The organism is Bacteroides galacturonicus, assembly GCF_003096855.1.
Lineage (GTDB): Bacteria > Bacillota > Clostridia > Lachnospirales > Lachnospiraceae > Lachnospira > Lachnospira rogosae.
In genome coordinates, this window is record NZ_QEOA01000006.1 from 297,737 (window position 1) to 317,053 (window position 19,317).

The following is a 19,317-nucleotide window of genomic DNA, read 5'->3' on the forward strand; positions in this document are numbered from 1 at the left end:
ATTTCTTCTCCCTCTAAAATGTAAAGTCCGATAAAGGTCTTGAAGTTTTTACTTCATCTTTTGAATCTGAAAGATTCCAATACCAATTCCCAGAAAGCAATTTTACATTATCATATTTGAATCTTTCTAAACATTTTATATATTGCGAGATAATCATTACTACATCACTGTTAAAAGGTATATCCTCTTCTTCAAACTTTTCAAAATCGGCAAAAGGTTTATATCGTTCCTTCAAAAACTGATTAGCTTCCTCAATTAACTGGTTAATGAATTTTAACTTAAATTTGTTAATTGCCCCATCAGGAGATTTTTTTGATAAGATACTCAGCTCATTATACATATCCTTTATTTGAATATGTAATTTTTCAAATTTTTCAATTTTATCTTTTTCCATAATATTTTCTCACTTTCCTAAGATGGACACATTCTTATAAATTCTACATACTTCTTATTTATAACTTCCATTGGGTCACGTTGCTTATTTTCGTATACATCAACCATAAGCCTGATATCTTCATCAGTAAGGCATAAAATACACTTTCTTTGTCCACTCCATAAATCTATAGTATTTCTCATAATACTTTTCTTTAATGGATTTCTAGTTATAATAATTCCAAAACGTCCAAACTGCTCCGAAAGATAACGATTTAACTGATTGATATGTTCTCTACTAACCTCATTTACATTTTTCATTTCAAAAACAATCTGTCTGCAATCATATTTATCATATAATTCTTTCAACAATGGAAATGAACAATTATTATAAAAGATTAAATCTCTTATCTGAGTTCCCGAATCAATCCTGCTTTGCGCTTGAGCAAAATCAAGATGGGGATATAACAAAGACGCAAATAGCTTTGTACAACTATTTTCAAACTTTTTATCGGCATTATCCGTTTTACCCGATGGTAGTTTTACTATCTGATTCAAACATTTTTTAGCAGAGATAACTGGTATTTGTTTGAACAATGGGTCATTTTTACAATCTGCTTGCGTACGCTCCTTTGCTGCTATATATGCTGTAATCATTCCATAATTATATCTGTTGTATTCTAATACTTTAGGTTTTTCAATTTTATCTTCTTCGCCCTCCTTTACATAAGCATTTACAAAATAGTCGTCATAATTAATCCATGGAGTATGACGCAACCACCGCTTTGGAACAAAAATAATAGGGGTTTCGTCCTCTGGGTTATATGGTAATGACAGTTTTTCTTCATCAATACTACAAGTCTTTGGATTAAAAACTTTAATATTCGCAAACTCTCTTACTGGAATATTATATTTTTTACATTCATCTTGTGTAAAATCAATAAGAAAGGATTTTAAAAAATTACACGCAAAATCACTAATCCTATCCTTAGATATATTATTTACATATAACTGTATTTCCTCAAAATGAGAAAAACCACCTGTCTTATATTGTGGCACTATACTGAACAAATCTAATATCTCTTTTGCTGTATTTATGGATATTTTCAATCCCTTTTTGGTTTTTCCCGAACCTAATCCTACCTCACTACACTCAGATAAGCCAGCTAAGTTCTCTGCTATTAACTCCCTTTTATCTTCATTTTTCAAATACGTTGCCCCCAACTTATTAAATGAATTAATTAGTATCAGGTGTAACGCATTATCTTGCTGCGAAGGAGATTTCCACAACAAAAATGGGTCTAAATATAATGGTATATCTTCATCTAAAAAAGGAATAGCGAAATCAACCTCTTCTTGCGTTATTGGAATATTGTAGAAATCTATCAATCTTGGTCTTATTATCGCCATAATTTTCTCCCTCTATATTATCTCAAAATACCTCAATGCATCCTTTATTGCTTCAACCTTCTCTGGAGTTGGATGCTTCCTCAGCTGTTTCAATTCTTCTACCGCATTAGGAGCATCATACATCGGCAAGCCTAAATCTCTCTTTACCTCTGCGATATATGCGCTATGTACTTTGAAGCCGTATTTAGCTTCTATGTACTCCTTTATCATTTTGTAGGTCACTCGTTCCTTGAGCTTGTATTCTTCGGCTCTTTTAGCGATATTATCAAGCGGAACTTTTCCCTCACCCTCGCCAAACTCAACTTTTACGTTGATATGTCCGTCTGGCTTTTTGTGGGAAAGCAGTACTACCGTCTCCACATGGACTGTATTAGCAAACTGGTCAACCGGCTGTACTTTCACAATCTTATATCCACGCTCCGATAACACCTTTAAATCCCTTGCAAGTGTTGCCGAATCGCAGCTTACATACACAACTCTCTGTGGTGACATTGTAACAATAGTATCCAGAAGCTTCTCATCACAGCCTTTTCTTGGTGGGTCTACCACTATAACATCTGGTCTTGTCATATTGTGACCAGTACCATCATCTGCTTTCCTGCTTTCATAAAATGCTGTGACTACTTCTTCTGCCTTTCCTACAAAGAACTCTGCATTATCTATTCCGTTAAGCCCCGCGTTATTCTTCGCATCTTCAATCGCCTGTGGAACTATCTCTACACCGTATACCATTCCTGCATTTTTTGCCAAAAATAACGAGATTGTTCCTATTCCACAATACAGATCCCACACTGCCTCATTGCCTGTAAGATTAGCAAATTCCAATGCTTTGTTATAAAGCACTTCTGTCTGTTTAGGATTAACCTGAAAGAATGAAAGCGGTGATATCTGGAACTTTATATCTCCAATGTAATCTTCTATATAAGGTCTTCCATAAAGAGTTACACATTCCCTGCCAAGTATTACATTAGTATCCTCTTTATTAATATTGACAACCAGCGAAGCTATATTTAACTTTCTTCCACTGTTATTACTTGTATTATTATCACTACCTGATGAAATATTATCACTTGCTGAACTGCCACTATTAAGCCGCTCAATCACTCTTACAAGTCCATCTGCCGCCTCTTTTCTTAACATTTTCTTAGTAACAAGACAGACCATAATCTCATCAGTATGAAATCCTGTTCTTATAAGTATATGTCTTAAAGTTCCCTTATGGATATTCTCGTTATAGGCTCTTACCCTGTAATCTTTCATCCACTGCCTGACGGCTGTTAATATTACAGAGTTGTTCTCATCACCTAAAAGGCAGTCATCACAAGGAATTATTGAATGTGTATGACCTGCGTAAAATCCCATAATAATATTACCGTCTTTATCCTCACCTACAGGATACTGTGCTTTGTTGCGGTATCTGAATGGCGTGTCCATACCAAGAATGTCACACATTTCATAATCTACGCCTTCTGTAAGTCCACCTATTCTCTGTAAATTATCACTGACAAGCTTCTGTTTGTACTTAAGCTGTGCAGCGTAACTCATAGCCTGTAACTGACAGCCGCCACACTGCCTTGCTATATTACATTCCGGTGTAACCCTGTCCTTTGACGGTGTTATGATATTCATAAGTCTGGCATATCCGTAATTCTTCTTTGCCTTCATAATCTTAACTTCTACTATATCACCTATGACTGTATCTTTTACAAATAATGTATAGCCGTCTATCTTGCCTATTCCTTCTCCTGTTACTCCTATATCCTCTATTGTAACCTGTACAATATCATTCTTACTATATGCCATAACTGTTCCTCACATTAACAACTTGTTCTTCTTATGTTGGATTCAAGCCATCTGTTAAATCCAAGCCAGTCATTAGTGTCTTTGGCTTCAAGACATTCCCTTAAAGTTTCAAGCTTTGCATCCATATTATCTGCCATAGAAAGTGCTAGTGCTTCTGCTATTGCTGGCTTCTTAGGTGAACCATATTCTAACTCACCGTGATGTGATAATATACAATGGCCAACCTCATTAGCTAATATCTCTGGAAAATCTGGTATATGTCTGATTTTTTCAATAACCATTTCGTAGCCAATCACTATATGACCTATAAAATTCCCCTCATCTGTGTAGTCATTTCTTGGAAATTCACTTAATTCCCTTACCTTGCCTACATCGTGAAGCATTGCACAGCTTATAAGCAGATCCCTGTTAAGGAAATCGTAATTCTCACTCATCTTTGCACATAATCTTGTAACACTTAGGCTGTGTTCAAGCAGTCCACCCATAAATCCGTGATGTACTGTCTTGGCTGCTGACGTATTCTTGAACTTTTTAATAAATACTTCATCTTCAACGAAAAATGCTTCCAAAAGCTGCTTTATGTATGGATTATCTACACTTCTTACGAATCCTAATAATTCCTCATACATCTGCTCTATATCATATCTTGAAGATGGAATATAATCTGTTGGTGTGTACTCGTCCTCTGCTGCCACACGAATTCTTTCTATTTTAAACTGTAATGCACCATTATAACTTGTAACCTGTCCATTAACAAATACATAATCATTAACTTCAAAATCGCATATTCCACCTGAATTAACGTCCCATATCTTTGAATCTATCTGTCCTGTCTTATCTATAAGTATAACATTCTCGTATTCTTTTCCAGCCTTAGTAAGTGCTGATGACTTGGATTTACACAGGTATACCTCTGAAATTCTGTCTCCGTCTTTAAATGTTTCTATATAACGCATACTCTTCCTCCATTCAATCAGATTTCTCTCTGATTTCAATTAATCTTATTATATTCTTATCTCAACTATTTAATTCTACTCTGTACTGTCAAGTAGCTGCTTTATCTGTATTCCACATTGACATCATAAGATACTTCAAAATACCCTGATTTACCAAGCCTTTTTACAAGGACATTAACGCTCTGTCCTGACTGGCATCTGTACAGCTTCTCATTCAGCTTCTGCATAGTAAGACATTCCTCGCCATTTACCTCTACAATTACATCTCCTGTCTGAAGTCCTGCCTGATATGCCGGCGACTCCTGCTCAACTGCAAGTATATATATTCCTGTTGTAAGACTGTATTTATCTGCCAATTCATTGTCTACATTCTCTGCTTTAATACCAAAATACATAATCTCCTGACGGTTTATCATATTCTCAATAGTACCTTTAAGATCTGATATTCCCATAAACTTAAGCTTGACATCTTTATTACTGTGTACAGATATTCCTACAACATTGCCGTCCGAATTAAATAAAAATGCGTAATCTTCATCTTTGGCTGTAAGATTAGTTTCAAATATGTCTACATTATTATCTATAAGGCTGTACGAGCTGATATTGGTTATAGTTCCATAATCTACTGCCCCATCCGTTCCATATATATTGCCTGCGGCAATTACAAGCTCACCCTTGTTAAGTATATATGAATTGCTAAGAACTGATACCTCTATGCTTGTCCTGTCGTCCTCACTCATCTGTTCAGCATCAACACTTATTATACTTATACCTGTATTACTGTCTGAGCACACATATACCGCCTTATATTCATTATCATTAACCTTAACACTTATATCCGCAGTATTATCAGTATATTTCTTTGATGTAAGTATAATATATCTTGAATTCACATAGGCAACAATAAGTCCTGCCGTAGATGTTACATTTTCCCTGTTCTCAATATAATTCTCATAATTAAGCCCTTCCGTGCTTTCCTTAATTATGACAACTGACTTCTGCACATCATCTACCTTCGTTCTTAACGACTGCATTAATGTATCATAATCCTTCTTAATCTGTGGCTGTCCTTCTTCATCCTCAACAACAACAACAGGCTCCGGATATTCATCTCTTGTGAATTCAATTCTATCCTGTTCTGCTTTCTTCTTATCAAACTTCGCCTTTACTGACGGCACAATAAGCTTGTCAGCCGCTATATACACCACTCCTGCTATTATTATCAATATAAGTATCTTAATTGTTCTTATAAGATTCTTATATTTAACCTTAGGACTTAATACAATCTTTTCCGTATATAAATCGTATTTCTGCTCAGTATCTTTATGTTCCATATTATCCCTCATTCTTATTCATTAACAGATGCTTACGCATCTGATATGCTAAATCACAAGTACATTTTTCTTCTGACTATCCGGTTATTACGCAATATAAATAAAGTATACACTATGTTTATGAACAAACTATGACATAGATGTTAAAAAGTCGGCTCTTTCTTAAATTTATCCTATGGTTTTAATCGGTTTTAGTATATAATAAGAGAGGATTGTCAGCTTTTATCACTAATAGCAGACATATAATAATTATTATTTGAAATGACAGGAGTATTACATTGAATAATAAATCATTATCAACACTTGAATATAATAAAATAATATCTCGTCTTGTATCTTTTGCCTGCTCTGATGGTGCAAAGCAGATACTTCATAAGCTTGAGCCTATGACTGACATAGACAAAATCAATACAGCACTTGATTATACTAATGATGCACTTACCCGTGTATACCAGAAGGGAAGTGTGGATTTCTCAAGGATAAAAGATATCAGGGGAAGCATTGCAAGACTTAAAGTCGGAAGCTCTCTTAATGCACTTGAGCTTCTTAACATATCTATGTTATTAGAATGTGCTGCCCACATAAAGGGATACTATGAACAGCGTGCTGACTCAATACAACCTTTAATAGACATGCTTGACCCTGTTACACTTCTTAATAACGCAATTAAGAAATGTATTATATCAGAAGATGAAATCAGTGATGATGCAAGTGCGAACCTCCGCAGCATAAGACGTCAGAAAAATATAGCTGCTGACCGCATACACACTGAACTTAATAAAATATTAAATTCACCATCTACAAGAACTTATCTTCAGGATTATGTGATAACAACAAGACAGGGACGTTTCTGTCTGCCTGTTAAAGCTGAATACAAATCACTTATGCCTGGTATGGTTCATGACCAGTCATCGACAGGTTCTACTGTATTTATTGAGCCTGCCGCAGTTGTCAAGCTTAACAATGATATAAGAGAGCTTGAACTTAAGGAACAGGCTGAGATTGAAGTTATTCTTGCAGATTTAAGTGCTAAAGCCGCAGAATATACCGATTCACTGCTTTCAGACTATGAGATACTTACCAATCTTGACTGCATATTCGCCAAAGCACTTTTATCAAGGCATTTTAATTGCAGCCGCCCTGTTATGAATAACAAAGGTATAGTAAATATTAAAAAAGGACGACATCCTCTTATTGAGCCGCATACTGTCGTGCCTATAGACATTTATCTCGGTACAGATTTTAACCTTCTTATCATAACAGGACCTAATACCGGTGGTAAGACCGTATCCTTAAAGACTGTCGGACTTCTTACTCTTATGGCTCAGGCCGGACTTAATATTCCAGCACTGGAACATTCCGACATAGCTGTATTTGACAATATATTTGCTGATATCGGCGATGAACAGAGTATTGAACAGAGCCTTAGTACATTCAGCTCACATATGACTAATACTGTCGATATTCTTAAAAAAGCTGATAGCAACAGTCTCATTTTATTCGATGAGATTGGTGCTGGTACTGACCCTACAGAAGGTGCAGCCCTTGCAATTGCTATACTTGACAGCCTTCACAGACGTAATATTACAACAATGGCGACAACACATTACAGCGAGATTAAAATGTATGCACTCACAACCGATGGCGTTGAAAATGCCTGCTGTGAATTTGATGTACAATCACTCCGCCCTACTTATAGGCTTCTTATCGGAGTTCCTGGAAAGAGTAATGCATTTGCCATTTCCAAAAAGCTTGGACTTTCTGACAATATAATTAATGATGCTTCACGCCGTCTTGACTCTGAGGATATCAAATTTGAAGACCTTGTAACTGATCTTGAGCAAAGCCGTGTTACAATTGAGCGTGAGCGTGAGGAATTAAATGAGTACAAAGCACAGATTGCCCAGTTAAAGTCTGAACTGACCAAAAAGACTGAACGTCTTGATGAACGCACTGACAATATTATAAGAAAAGCTAACGAAGAAGCTGCACGCATACTTAAAGATGCGAAAGAGTATGCTGATAAGACAATTAATGCTATGAACAAGCATGGTATGACTGTAAAAGAGCTTGAGAAACACCGCAGTGCTATCCGTGAGAAAATGAATAAGCGACAGGAAAAGTTAAAGATTGAACCTGCCAACAACATAAGCGAGCATAAGGCTCACGATATATCTGAATTCAAGGTTGGTATGCACGTTAAGGTTCTTACAATGAACGTCATAGGTACTGTATCCCAGATTCATAAGAACAAAAACCAGGTTACTGTACTTGTAGGAAGCTTAAGCACTAAAATGGATATTAAAAATCTTGCCATACTTAAAGGCTATAAGGATCCTGCTGAAACAAGTTCTAAGCCTAAGGGTGCTGGTGGCTCAGGTAAAATCAAGATGTCAAAATCATCTTCTGTATCTTCTGAGATTAATCTTCTTGGATACACTGTTGATGAAGCTATTGCCGTTCTTGACAAATATCTTGATGATGCCTATATTGCCAGAATTCCACAGGTACGAATTGTTCACGGCAAGGGAACAGGTGCTCTACGCTCTGGTATAACTTCTTATCTGCACGGGGTTCCTTATATTAAAGAATTCCGCCTTGGACAGATTGGCGAGGGTGCAGAAGGTGTTACAATTGTAACATTTAAAGATTAACTATAAATATTGTATATGGAGGCACATATGGTTGCTAAACAACGAATTTTAATCGTAGATGATGATGAGAATATAGCTGAACTCATCTCACTCTATCTTACAAAAGAATGTTTTGAAACTAAGATTGTATATGACGGCGAAAGTGCACTTGATAACCTTTCTACATTCAAGCCTAACCTCATTCTGTTAGACCTTATGCTTCCTGGTATTGACGGATATCAGGTATGCCGTGAAATAAGGAAGAATAATAATACGCCAATAATTATGCTTTCAGCTAAGGGCGAAACATTTGACAAGGTATTAGGTCTGGAGCTTGGTGCTGATGATTATATTATCAAGCCATTTGAAACAAAAGAACTTGTCGCACGCGTTAAAGCTGTATTAAGACGTTATCATCTTCCACAAACTACCGTTGCACCATCAGAAAATGCAAGATGTGTAACGTATCCTGACTTAATTGTCAATCTTGACAATTACTCAGTTACTTATGATAAAAAGGCTGTAGAAATGCCGCCTAAAGAACTTGAACTTTTATACTTCCTTGCATCTGCACCTAATCAGGTGTTCACACGAGAACAGCTTCTTGACAATATCTGGGGCTATGATTACATTGGCGATACCCGTACTGTCGATGTGCACATCAAACGAATTCGTGAAAAGATTAAAGACCACGATAAATGGTCGATTGAAACCGTATGGGGAATTGGCTACAAATTTGTGACTAAATAAGCAGGAACGGACTCAATATGAAATATAATATGCTTACCAAACAGATAACTCTATATATAATAATTGCTGTTGTAGGATTTATAGCTGTAACAACAATATGTTTCAGGCACGATTATAATAAAGTATATGACTATTATTCTGAAGTGCTTTACCAGCAGGCTAACGAAATTGCCGGCACATTTGCAAAAGATACCTTCACGCCAGAATATCTTTCAGGCATAGAAGCTGACCTTAAAATAGTATCTGAACTCAACCACACAAGAATTATGTTCGTAAGCCCATTCGGTGATGTTATGTTAGATACTGGATTTTCTGGAACAGCAGATTCTAATGGTTATCTATATGAACTTAAGGATTTTGATTATGGCAGACTTAAAGGTGCACACACACAGACAGGTGATTTCTATGGTGTATTTGACGAAACTGTTGTAAGTGCATATTTTCCTATTGCCAGCAATTTCACAATGAAAGGCTATGTTGTCATCAATATGCCTGAAACTGTCATAACTGACAGGGTATATGATACATTTAACACCAACTATCTTACACTGGTGATTGCTATGCTGCTTTCACTTTCTATGCTGGTGCTATATTTCATACATATTCACAAGCCTATCAATGAGCTTACCAAGGCTACTGAAGAATATGGAAAAGGTAATCTTTCCTACCGCATTAAGATACACCACAATGATGAAATCGGACGTCTGGCGGCTTCTCTAGATTATATGGCAAAAGAACTTAACGAAATGGACCGGTTCCAGCAGAAGTTCTTATCCAATATTTCGCACGACTTCCGTTCGCCTCTTACTTCAATAAAAGGCTACCTTGAAGCCATTGAGGACGGAACAGTACCACCGGAGATGATTAATAAATACATTAATATTGTATTATTTGAAACCGAACGACTTACCAAGCTTACAAGCAATATACTTACGCTTAATGAACTTGACCCTAAGACTGTCCGCCTTGAGATTACAACATTTGATATTAACTCAGTAATAAAGCATACAATAGAAACTCTTGAGGGTTCGTGTAAAAAGAAAGGCATTAAGTTCAGCCTGACATTCTCTGGCACAGCACTTAATGTCAAAGCTGACAAAGGTAAAATACAACAGGTTATATACAACCTTGTAGATAATGCAATCAAATTCAGCCACGATAACTCCTTTATATATGTAACTGTCAAAGAAAAAGGTGATAAAGCCCAGATATCCATTAAAGATACTGGAAGCGGAATTGCCAAGAAAGATATTGATAAAATATGGGATAGATTTTATAAATCAGATGCCTCAAGAGGCCGTGACAAGAAAGGGTCTGGACTTGGACTGTCCATAACTAAAGAAATAATTCAGGCACACGAAGAGCATATAGATGTAATCAGTACGCCGGATGTGGGGACGGAGTTTATATTTACGCTGCCACTTGCGAAGGGGTGATGTTAATAACGGACGATTGGCTGCAATCAACATAAGCATAAGAAGACGATGGGGAGCCGCCGGTCCTTAGTCGGCAGCCTTAGCTGGCGACTTAGTACCGCTGCGAGCGACACTCAATGCAAATGTGTCTTCGTTGCTTATGTTGATTGCAGCCAATCGTCCGTTGTTATCAATTACAGCCACCAATCAAGCATTAATATATAATTTTAGTCCTATTATCTGCTAACCGGTCTATAAAGCTTAAAGTTATTAATAAGCTTATCCAGCTCCCTGGCTCTCTGTTCAAGCTGTTCACTGATTGCTGAGCTTTCCTGTGAAGAAGCTGCTGTGTTCTGTGTAACACCTGATATCTGCTCGATACCCTGTTCAATCTGTGATAATATTTCTGCCTGATTTCTTGCTGACTCATTAGTTTCCTTAGCTACATCAGCAAACTTCTGCATTTCATTAATTGTTCCTTCAAATGCCTGTGCAACAGAGGCGGTTATCTCGTTACCCTTATTAATCTCTTCTATAGTCTTAACAATAAGTTCTCTTGTATTAACAGCTGACTTCTGGCTGTCTGTTGCAAGCTTTCCAATCTGCTCTGCAACCACTGCGAAACCACGTCCTGCATCACCAGCTCTGGCAGCTTCAATTGAAGCATTAAGTGCAAGAAGACTTGTCTGTGAAGCGATATCCTCGATAGTTGAAGTAATTGCTTCGATTTTATTAGATATTTCGATAATATTAGCCATTTCTTCTGTAAGGCTGTCCATCTTCTTACGTTCTTCTTCTGCATTTTCTGCTACCGCTAATACATTATCATATGCAGTCTGTGTCTGATCTGCACTCTTTTTAGCTAATGCCGCTACTGTTTCAACTGTAGCTGTGAGTTCTTCAACAGCACTTGCCTGGTCTGTTGTTCCCTTAGCAAGATCACCTGCTGCCTTTGAAAGATCCTCGGCACCAATATCAACCTGCTCTGATGTCTTGGCAATATTAGTTAATGTTATATTAAAATTCTTTAAAATGTATACAAATGATTCTTTGATGCTTACAAAATCTCCAAGGAAATCTGTAATTTCATCTGAATCCTTAGTTAAATCACCACTTGCAATTTCTCTTAAAACTGTTGATATTTCATCCACATATGCGTGGAGATTTAACATTGTTCCCTTAAGTGTCTTTGCCATAGCTCCGAATTCATCTTCTGATTCGTATGTTATAAGATTAGCTGCTGACATATCTCCATGATACATCTGCTCTGCCGCTTCAACAATCTGCTTGGCTGGTGTTGTAAGAACTTCTGTTATAGTTCTTGTAAAGAATGTTGAAATAAATAATAACGCAACAACAAGTATAATACCTGCTATTGTAAGTCCATTACCAAGACGCACTGACTGAGTATAATACACTGCTCCGTTCTGGTATACTAATGTCTCTATATCATTTGCTAATGACTTGATTTCGTTAACTATAGGAAGATATGTATTATAATTAAGTGCATAAGCTTCATCAATCTTTCCGCTCTTTAAAAGCTGCATAACCTGAGGTCTTACTTTCTCGCCCTCGTTAATCTTAGCCTGCATTTCTGAAAGCTTTGCTCTCGTAGCTTCTGTCTTGAAATGCTTATCCATATCATCAACTCCTGAAACGACAAGATTGACATCTTCTTCTACTGTCTTTTCAAAATTTGCATATCTATCTGCCATATTATCAGAACCTTCAGCTAAAAGTCTGTTAATGGCTCTCTGTAAATCAGTAAGACCATATTTAACATTAGCTATATCATTAACATTGTTCATTGGTCCCTGATATATTCCCTTTACATTATTAGCAACCGCTAATATACCACTTATAAGAATTACACCTATAATACATGCTATAAGAGCTACAACTCCAAGAGTAGCCTTTAACTTACGATTAATCGTATAATGCTTTAATCTTTCTTTGTACTTATTTACCATTAATTTTCCTTTCCTATTTACTCAATTTTAAACTAACTTTTGTAGTATACATATATAGAAAATGATTTTCTATTATGGTAAACCATACTTTTTATTATATGATATACTGGTTTTTGCTCCATAATCTGTTATTTTATAAGCCTGTCCGCAAGCATTAAATTACATATTATTCTATAACATATTATTTCTGTAACATCATAATTGCTGATGTTCTATTATTAACTCCAAGCTTTCTATATACGCTTGTAAGATTTTTCTCAACTGTCACTAATGCGATGTGCATCTGCTCACTAATCTCTGAATTCTTATAACCAGCCTTAACATATTCCATAAGCTCTTTTTCTCTCTTGGTAAGCTTATATGGATTGTCGTCTTTAACTGCATTAAAGCTTTCTATTCCAGCCTTGTATTTAGCGATATATGGCTTTAATGACTCAAGGAATCCGTCTGTATACACATTTTCTATAACAGGTTCTAATTCAACACCATTCTCAATAAATGGCATTATCACGTTATCGTCATATGAAAGTTCAACTGCCCACTTAATATACCTTTCAGCTTCTGTTGTATTACCCATATTATACTGTGCTATTGCCCTGTATACGCAGCCTGTTATAAATGGATATATATGTGATGTATTCTCATATGGAACCATCATCTGCTGTCCTATCATATCAAGCATTGCCCAGTCTTTCTTATAACACATAAGCTTTCCATATGTCATACAGCCGCTTCGTATGTTCCTTATCTGCTTACTACAGTTCTCAAGTCTGAAATTCTGTAACCAGTCTGACATTTTCTCCTGCTGTCCAAGGCACGCATATACATAGCCCTGCACAAGCTCAGCATCTATAATAAGAAGGGGATATGTTATATCCCTGGTCAACTCATTAAGCTTTTCAATGCCTTCATAGAATTCCTCTTTCTTACCATAATATATAAGACATTTTAATATCATATAGTAGCAGCTTATAATTATACACGTCTGGTTTCTTAAAATGTTCTGTAATAACACCTGCTTTGCTAGCCTGTAGGCTGTATCAATATCACCTGTAATCATTGCATATTCTGCATCAAAGAATTCATCCCATCCCACTCTGCTTCCCTGTGTTATTCTCATATATGCTTTAGCATATTCTTTTTCCTGCTCTATTATCTCCTTGAGCCTGCCTGACTTATTGTAATACAATGTCGTCATACACGTTGTTCCATAAGTAAGAAGTGAATTGCCAAATATAACCGATGTTCTCTCACCAAAATATTCTCTGACTTTTATTAAGGACTGATTCATCTTTTCAAGATTATTAAATTGAAGAATTGATAATATAATCATCATCTCGCCCATAAGGAACTTATTATCTTTCCATATTGGATGATTATTAATATCATTAATTATCTCTTCATATAATGGCATTACATTATGCACATTTTCCTTAGTTGACATATAATAAAGATAATTAAGCATTACAGTCGGATATTTTTCCCACATAACTTCTTCTATATTCTCTCTTACGCTCTGGAATATTCCCGGTGCTCTCTCAATAAGACGTCTTCCATTCTTTCCTGCATATAAAGCTGCAATTCTGTCCCAGTTCTTTGCCTTAGTATAATAAGCTACTGCCTTTATATAAGACTTTCGCTTTTCAGATACTTCTGCCGCCCTGTTATAAAGCATAGAAATTTCTATGTCCGATTTATTCAATTCCATACCAGACACATTTCTTAATAATGTGTGCATAGCAAATGAATGTGTTGTCACATCATAATCAAGAAATCCAAATTGCTCTACACTTTCAAGCAGGTCATTCTCTGTAACATCAAGCTGTGTGACATACTCTGCACCTTCAATATCAAACCAGTCAAAAAGTGACATTTTCATAAAGAATTCCTGCATATCTGCTGACAACTTATCAAATATAGTTGTCTTTAACAGATGATTGACAGAAAGAAAACCACCCATTCTGCCAAGCTTCTTATATTCATATAAAGACAGATAAACAGCACTAATCCAGCCATCTGTATGCTCATATAACAAATCTGCTTCTTCAGCTGTAAGATTTATTTCATTCTCTTTAAATATTACTTTTTCTTCGTCTTTAGTAAGCTTTAAATCCTGCTGTGTGATAAGCACACTTTGTCCTTTTAGAAACATTGCTTCATATGGTATATTGTATGGGAGTATTCTTGATATAAGCACTATATGAATATTGTCTATATTATCTACAACTTCCATTATAAGGTTGTCTAATGTGACACTTGCACATTCCTGATAATCATCTACTATAAGATATACTGTATCATTGACATATTGCCTTAATATTTTAACTATATAAGACAATTCCTGCTTAGACTGTGGAAGCTGTGTATCCGACAGTTTTCCTTTTAACTCTTCACTATATTCACCCAACTTCTGGCATAATCTTTTCCACACCCAGTTGTCGTCTTTTTCTTTACTCTGCATAGGGAACCACATTTTATTATAATATGGCCTGTCATTAAAATAATGCCTTACAAGTGTGGACTTTCCATATCCCGATGGTGCTACCACCATTATAAGCTGTTTATCTATGAATTTATCCAGAGAGCTTTCTAACCTCTCTCTTATATATTCTTTCGCATAAAAATTAACGATATTGCTGTTGTTTCTCATACGTTTCGCAACTCCTGTATCCAATACACCTTACTCATCTGATAACTCTGTATATTACAAAGGATAAGGATACATAAAATGTACCCTCATCCCATTATAATTAATTACTTCCAATGAAGCTTATGCAATTCTCCTGACAAGCTCATATTCTCAAAGCCGTGCTGTCTTAATGCCTCGTAAGCCACTATTGCCACTGAATTAGAAAGATTAAGGGAACGGATATCTCCAATCATCGGTATCCTTATACAGGTATCCTCGTGGTCTACAAGTATATCCTCTGGTATTCCCGCACTTTCCTTTCCGAACATAATATAGCAGTCGTCTTCATACTTCACATCAGCGTATGTATGATGTGCCTTAGTAGTTGCCATATATATCTTAGCACCCGGATTACGGTTAAGAAAATCTTCATAATCATTATATACTGTCACATCAAGCTTATCCCAGTAATCAAGTCCCGCTCTTTTAAGCATTTTCTCATTAAGGCTGAACCCAAGCGGCTCAATTAAATGTAATCGTGCGCCTGCCGCTACACAGGTTCTTCCTATATTGCCAGTATTAGCAGGCATCTCTGGCTCATGTAATACTATATTTAACATAATTATCTTTCCTTATAATTCTTTACTGTTCTGCTATTACAGCTATATTAAGTTCAAGTGCCACTTCGTCACCTGAATGGATAGGCACACATATATTCTGTGTATATGACTGTGTAATAGTCATATCTCCGTGACATACGCTTGGTGGTGTAATATCTATAACATATCCCTTTGTTGAGAATATTGTTGCAGCATTACCCATAATCATATTACCAAGCTCACTTATTGCACTTATAGACATATCATCAAGTGCAGTTACCTGCATACCCATCATCATCTTAGATGCCACGTCCAATGCCTTATTAAACTCAAATGCCATAATAACCTGACCCTTTAACTCACCTGTTATACCTATCATAACTGCAACCGACTCATTCTCGAATTCTGTTGTCTTGACATAAGGCTTTCCTATCTTCATCTCTGTCTGACATATTTCCTGCATTATCTTAGTCGCTGACATTAAAAATGGATTGATAAAATCTGCGTTCATTCCTGCCATAATTCTTCCTCCATTGTAGTTAATATGTACTTATAACTTTTCTATAAAGTTCTTTATTCTCTTAATTCCTTCTTTAAGGTTCTCAATTGAATAAGCGTACGATATTCTTACAAAGCCCTCACCACTATTGCCAAATGCTGTTCCAGGAACAACTGCAAGCTTCTGGTCTTCTAGAAGTCGGCTAGCAAATTCATCTGATGTCATACCAAACTTCTTGATAGATGGAAATATATAGAATGCCCCAAATGGCTCAAAACAGTCTATTCCCATACTCTTAAGCTCATGAAGAAGAAACCTTCTTCTCTGGTCGTAGGCTGTAACCATCTTCTCTACCTCTGTATCACAATTCCTTAATGCCTCAACAGCGGCAAACTGGCTGTTAGTTGGTGCACACATAATCGCATACTGATGAAGCTTAATCATCTGCTTTATAATCTCAGCAGGTCCACAGGCATAACCTAATCTCCAGCCTGTCATAGCAAATGCTTTGGAGAAACCATTTATCATAATAGTTCTTTCTTTCATACCAGGAAGGCTTGCTATTGAGCAGTGCTTGTTATCTCCATATGTAAGCTCTGAATATATCTCATCTGATATAACATACAAATCCTTCTCTATAATAACAGGCACTAACTCCATAAGTTCTTCTCTTGTCATGATAGCACCTGTCGGATTGTTAGGAAATGGCATTATAAGAATCTTAGTCTTATCTGTAATATGCTCCAGCAATTCTTCTTTAGTAAGCTTAAACTGATTCTCCTCTTTAAGATTAATAAATACAGGAACAGCATCTGCCATAACTGCACAAGGAAGATATGATACATAACTTGGCTGTGGTATAAGTACTTCATCACCTGGGTCAACCATACATCTTAACGCTACATCTATAGCTTCACTTCCACCCACAGTTACAAGCACCTGCTTCATTGGGTCATACTGTGTATCATATTTTCTTGCAACATATCTGCTTATTTCCTGTCTTAATTCCTTAAGTCCTGCATTAGAAGTATAAAATGTTCTTCCCTTCTCTAATGCGTATATACCTTCTTCCCTTACATTCCAAGGTGTATCAAAATCTGGTTCACCAACGCCAAGTGATATTGCATCTGGAATTTCACTTACTACGTCAAAGAACTTTCTTATACCTGAAGGCTCTATATCTACTATTTTCTTAGATAAAGCATCTCTCATGGTGTTACTAACATCCTTTCATCTCTGTCTTCTTCGTCAATTACAGTTCCATAATCTTTGTATTTCTTTAATACAAAATGTGTTGATGTGCTGAGCACTGAATCAAGTGGTGCAAGCTTCGCCGCCACAAACTGTGCAACAGACTTCATAGTCTTTCCTTCAATAATAACTGTAAAATCGAAGCCACCAGACATAAGATAAACTGATGTAACTTCATCGTATTTGTAAATTGTCTCGGCAATGCTGTCAAAACCAAGTCCTCTCTGAGGTGTAACCTTTACCTCAATAAGTGCTGTTACTTTCTCATCGCCTGTCTTATCCCAATTGATAAGGGTATTATAACCACAGATAATATGTTCCTTTTCCATATCCGCTATCTCATTCGCGACTTCTTCCTGCGCGACTCCAAGCATAACGGACATATCGTGAATGTCAATTCTACCATTATTCTCTAACAAGTTAAGGATTTTCTCTCTCATATCATCATACCCTTTCAATTAAATTATTGTGCTGTCTTTATACAGCTGAATATCTCATCCTGATTAGGCAATGTAAGAAATCTTTCTTCGTCTTTATTATGAAGAATTCTCTGATTGCCATTCACAATTCTTCCTATAACTGCGGCTGGGATATTATTGCTGTTAAGTATATTAATAATATCACAATCATTATCTGCTGTCATTAATAAACAACCTAAAGATTGCAGTTCATACGGATTAACATTGAATAATTCGCATATCTCTATAATCTCCTGTCTTACAGGTATGCTTCTTATGTCAACATCAAGTCCGACATTGCCATATTCACACATATCCCACAACGCACCAAATATTCCTCCCTCTGATACATCGTGCATATAACAATTAATTCCATTGTCCCTTAAAAGCTGTACCATTCCGCCTATATACATATCTGTATCTTCGCCAACAGCCTTACTTACCCAGTCTTTACTATATCTTTCGTATACCGCCTGCTCATCAGTTTCAACTAACTGCTTTACTCCACTTATTCCTATGCAGCCAGCGGCAATTATATGCTGTCCTGCCTCAATAACATTTCTATTGTCTTCCCTTAAGCCCTGCACTGTAACAGTTACTACAGGCTCACTGACCGAAGCGCTGACTGTTGTATGCCCTCCGGCTATTGGCACTTCTGTAACCGCCGCCTGTCTTGTAAGTCCTGCGATTACTTCCCTTATACGGATTTCCCTTGCCTGCTCTGGCATAACTATGCAGTCACTTGCCGCTATGGGTGTACCGCCAGCGGCATATATATTATTAACAGCTTTAATAAGAGGCATATATCCACAGGCTGTCGCACTTAACAGTGTCTTATCCACGCCCTGCTCTCTAATATCCACCTCAGACACATCCTGTCCAATATCCATACGTGTAACCTTCTGGCCTCTTACAGTGTTAAGAGGCTTTAATACAGACCTTGAAAGAATTGTATCTGATACCTTGCCTAATTTCATATCATTCCTCGTTTCTATGCTTTTCACATATTACATTCAATTGCAAGCTTGAACTTGCATATATTACATTTTCAATCTATACTTAATCTTAAATAAATGCTGACACAGCCATAGGAAGTACCATAGCAAGTACAAGGATTACTATTATAACCGCAGCAAATATTCTTTTAGTTTTGCTCTTTTTTAAATTAATCATAATTACCTCCTTAAACATAGCAGCACATTAAACAATACATTTAATAACATATTGGAAACGGAGAA

The 19,317-nt window shown here is 36.4% G+C and carries 15 protein-coding genes; 3 read left to right on the plus strand and 12 right to left on the minus strand.

Going from position 1 to position 19,317, the window contains the following annotated elements; translation table 11 throughout:
- Window positions 1-13: 13 nt before the first annotated feature.
- The 5 genes from C7390_RS10060 to C7390_RS10080 form a co-directional block, all read right to left on the minus strand.
- Window positions 14-394 carry a hypothetical protein gene (locus C7390_RS10060; RefSeq protein ID WP_116444147.1) on the minus strand — a complete coding sequence of 127 codons (381 nt, stop codon included), beginning with the start codon at window positions 392-394 and terminating at the stop codon, window positions 14-16.
- A 17-nt stretch (window positions 395-411) separates the two neighbouring features.
- Window positions 412-1,782: a hypothetical protein gene (locus tag C7390_RS10065; protein WP_116444148.1), complete on the minus strand. Its 1,371-nt coding sequence runs from the start codon at window positions 1,780-1,782 to the stop codon at window positions 412-414.
- Window positions 1,783-1,794: 12 nt separating this feature from the next.
- On the minus strand, window positions 1,795-3,585 hold the full coding sequence (gene rlmD, locus C7390_RS10070) for a 23S rRNA (uracil(1939)-C(5))-methyltransferase RlmD (RefSeq protein ID WP_116444149.1): 1,791 nt from the start codon (window positions 3,583-3,585) through the stop codon (window positions 1,795-1,797).
- Window positions 3,586-3,599: 14 nt separating this feature from the next.
- The gene (locus tag C7390_RS10075; protein WP_090140518.1) at window positions 3,600-4,541 is read right to left on the minus strand and encodes a 3'-5' exoribonuclease YhaM family protein; all 942 of its coding nucleotides are present in this window, start codon (window positions 4,539-4,541) and stop codon (window positions 3,600-3,602) included.
- 101 nt (window positions 4,542-4,642) lie between these two features.
- A complete protein-coding gene (locus C7390_RS10080; RefSeq protein WP_055307092.1) occupies window positions 4,643-5,875 on the minus strand; it encodes a S1C family serine protease in 1,233 nt (410 codons plus the stop codon).
- Between the two features lie 278 nt (window positions 5,876-6,153).
- Here C7390_RS10080 and C7390_RS10085 point away from each other — a divergent pair, with 278 nt between their 5' ends.
- Genes C7390_RS10085 through C7390_RS10095 form a run of 3 tightly spaced genes read left to right on the plus strand, consistent with a single transcriptional unit; the run spans window position 6,154 to window position 10,694 of the window.
- Complete coding sequence (locus C7390_RS10085; RefSeq protein WP_022501633.1) at window positions 6,154-8,529, plus strand: endonuclease MutS2; 2,376 nt, start codon at window positions 6,154-6,156, stop codon at window positions 8,527-8,529.
- Between the two features lie 27 nt (window positions 8,530-8,556).
- The gene (locus C7390_RS10090) at window positions 8,557-9,258 is read left to right on the plus strand and encodes a response regulator transcription factor (protein ID WP_022501632.1); all 702 of its coding nucleotides are present in this window, start codon (window positions 8,557-8,559) and stop codon (window positions 9,256-9,258) included.
- A gap of 17 nt (window positions 9,259-9,275) precedes the next feature.
- Complete coding sequence (locus C7390_RS10095; protein ID WP_055307091.1) at window positions 9,276-10,694, plus strand: HAMP domain-containing sensor histidine kinase; 1,419 nt, start codon at window positions 9,276-9,278, stop codon at window positions 10,692-10,694.
- 215 nt (window positions 10,695-10,909) lie between these two features.
- Here C7390_RS10095 and C7390_RS10100 read toward each other — a convergent pair whose 3' ends face one another.
- From C7390_RS10100 to C7390_RS10130, 7 genes are all read right to left on the minus strand, one after another.
- Window positions 10,910-12,643 carry a methyl-accepting chemotaxis protein gene (locus C7390_RS10100; protein WP_022501630.1) on the minus strand — a complete coding sequence of 578 codons (1,734 nt, stop codon included), beginning with the start codon at window positions 12,641-12,643 and terminating at the stop codon, window positions 10,910-10,912.
- A 181-nt stretch (window positions 12,644-12,824) separates the two neighbouring features.
- Window positions 12,825-15,293, minus strand: coding sequence for a helix-turn-helix transcriptional regulator (locus C7390_RS10105; RefSeq protein WP_055307089.1), 2,469 nt, complete (start codon window positions 15,291-15,293; stop codon window positions 12,825-12,827).
- A gap of 104 nt (window positions 15,294-15,397) precedes the next feature.
- A complete protein-coding gene (locus C7390_RS10110; protein WP_022501628.1) occupies window positions 15,398-15,892 on the minus strand; it encodes a tRNA (cytidine(34)-2'-O)-methyltransferase in 495 nt (164 codons plus the stop codon).
- A 22-nt stretch (window positions 15,893-15,914) separates the two neighbouring features.
- Complete coding sequence (locus tag C7390_RS10115) at window positions 15,915-16,391, minus strand: chemotaxis protein CheX (RefSeq protein WP_116444150.1); 477 nt, start codon at window positions 16,389-16,391, stop codon at window positions 15,915-15,917.
- Between the two features lie 30 nt (window positions 16,392-16,421).
- Complete coding sequence (locus tag C7390_RS10120) at window positions 16,422-17,582, minus strand: pyridoxal phosphate-dependent aminotransferase (protein ID WP_116444151.1); 1,161 nt, start codon at window positions 17,580-17,582, stop codon at window positions 16,422-16,424.
- Window positions 17,579-18,061: an Lrp/AsnC family transcriptional regulator gene (locus C7390_RS10125; RefSeq protein WP_022501625.1), complete on the minus strand. Its 483-nt coding sequence runs from the start codon at window positions 18,059-18,061 to the stop codon at window positions 17,579-17,581. The genes C7390_RS10120 and C7390_RS10125 overlap by 4 nt, the downstream gene beginning before the upstream one ends.
- A 23-nt stretch (window positions 18,062-18,084) precedes the next feature.
- Window positions 18,085-19,056 carry an AIR synthase related protein gene (locus C7390_RS10130; RefSeq protein ID WP_055173861.1) on the minus strand — a complete coding sequence of 324 codons (972 nt, stop codon included), beginning with the start codon at window positions 19,054-19,056 and terminating at the stop codon, window positions 18,085-18,087.
- Between the last annotated feature and the right edge of the window lie 261 nt (window positions 19,057-19,317).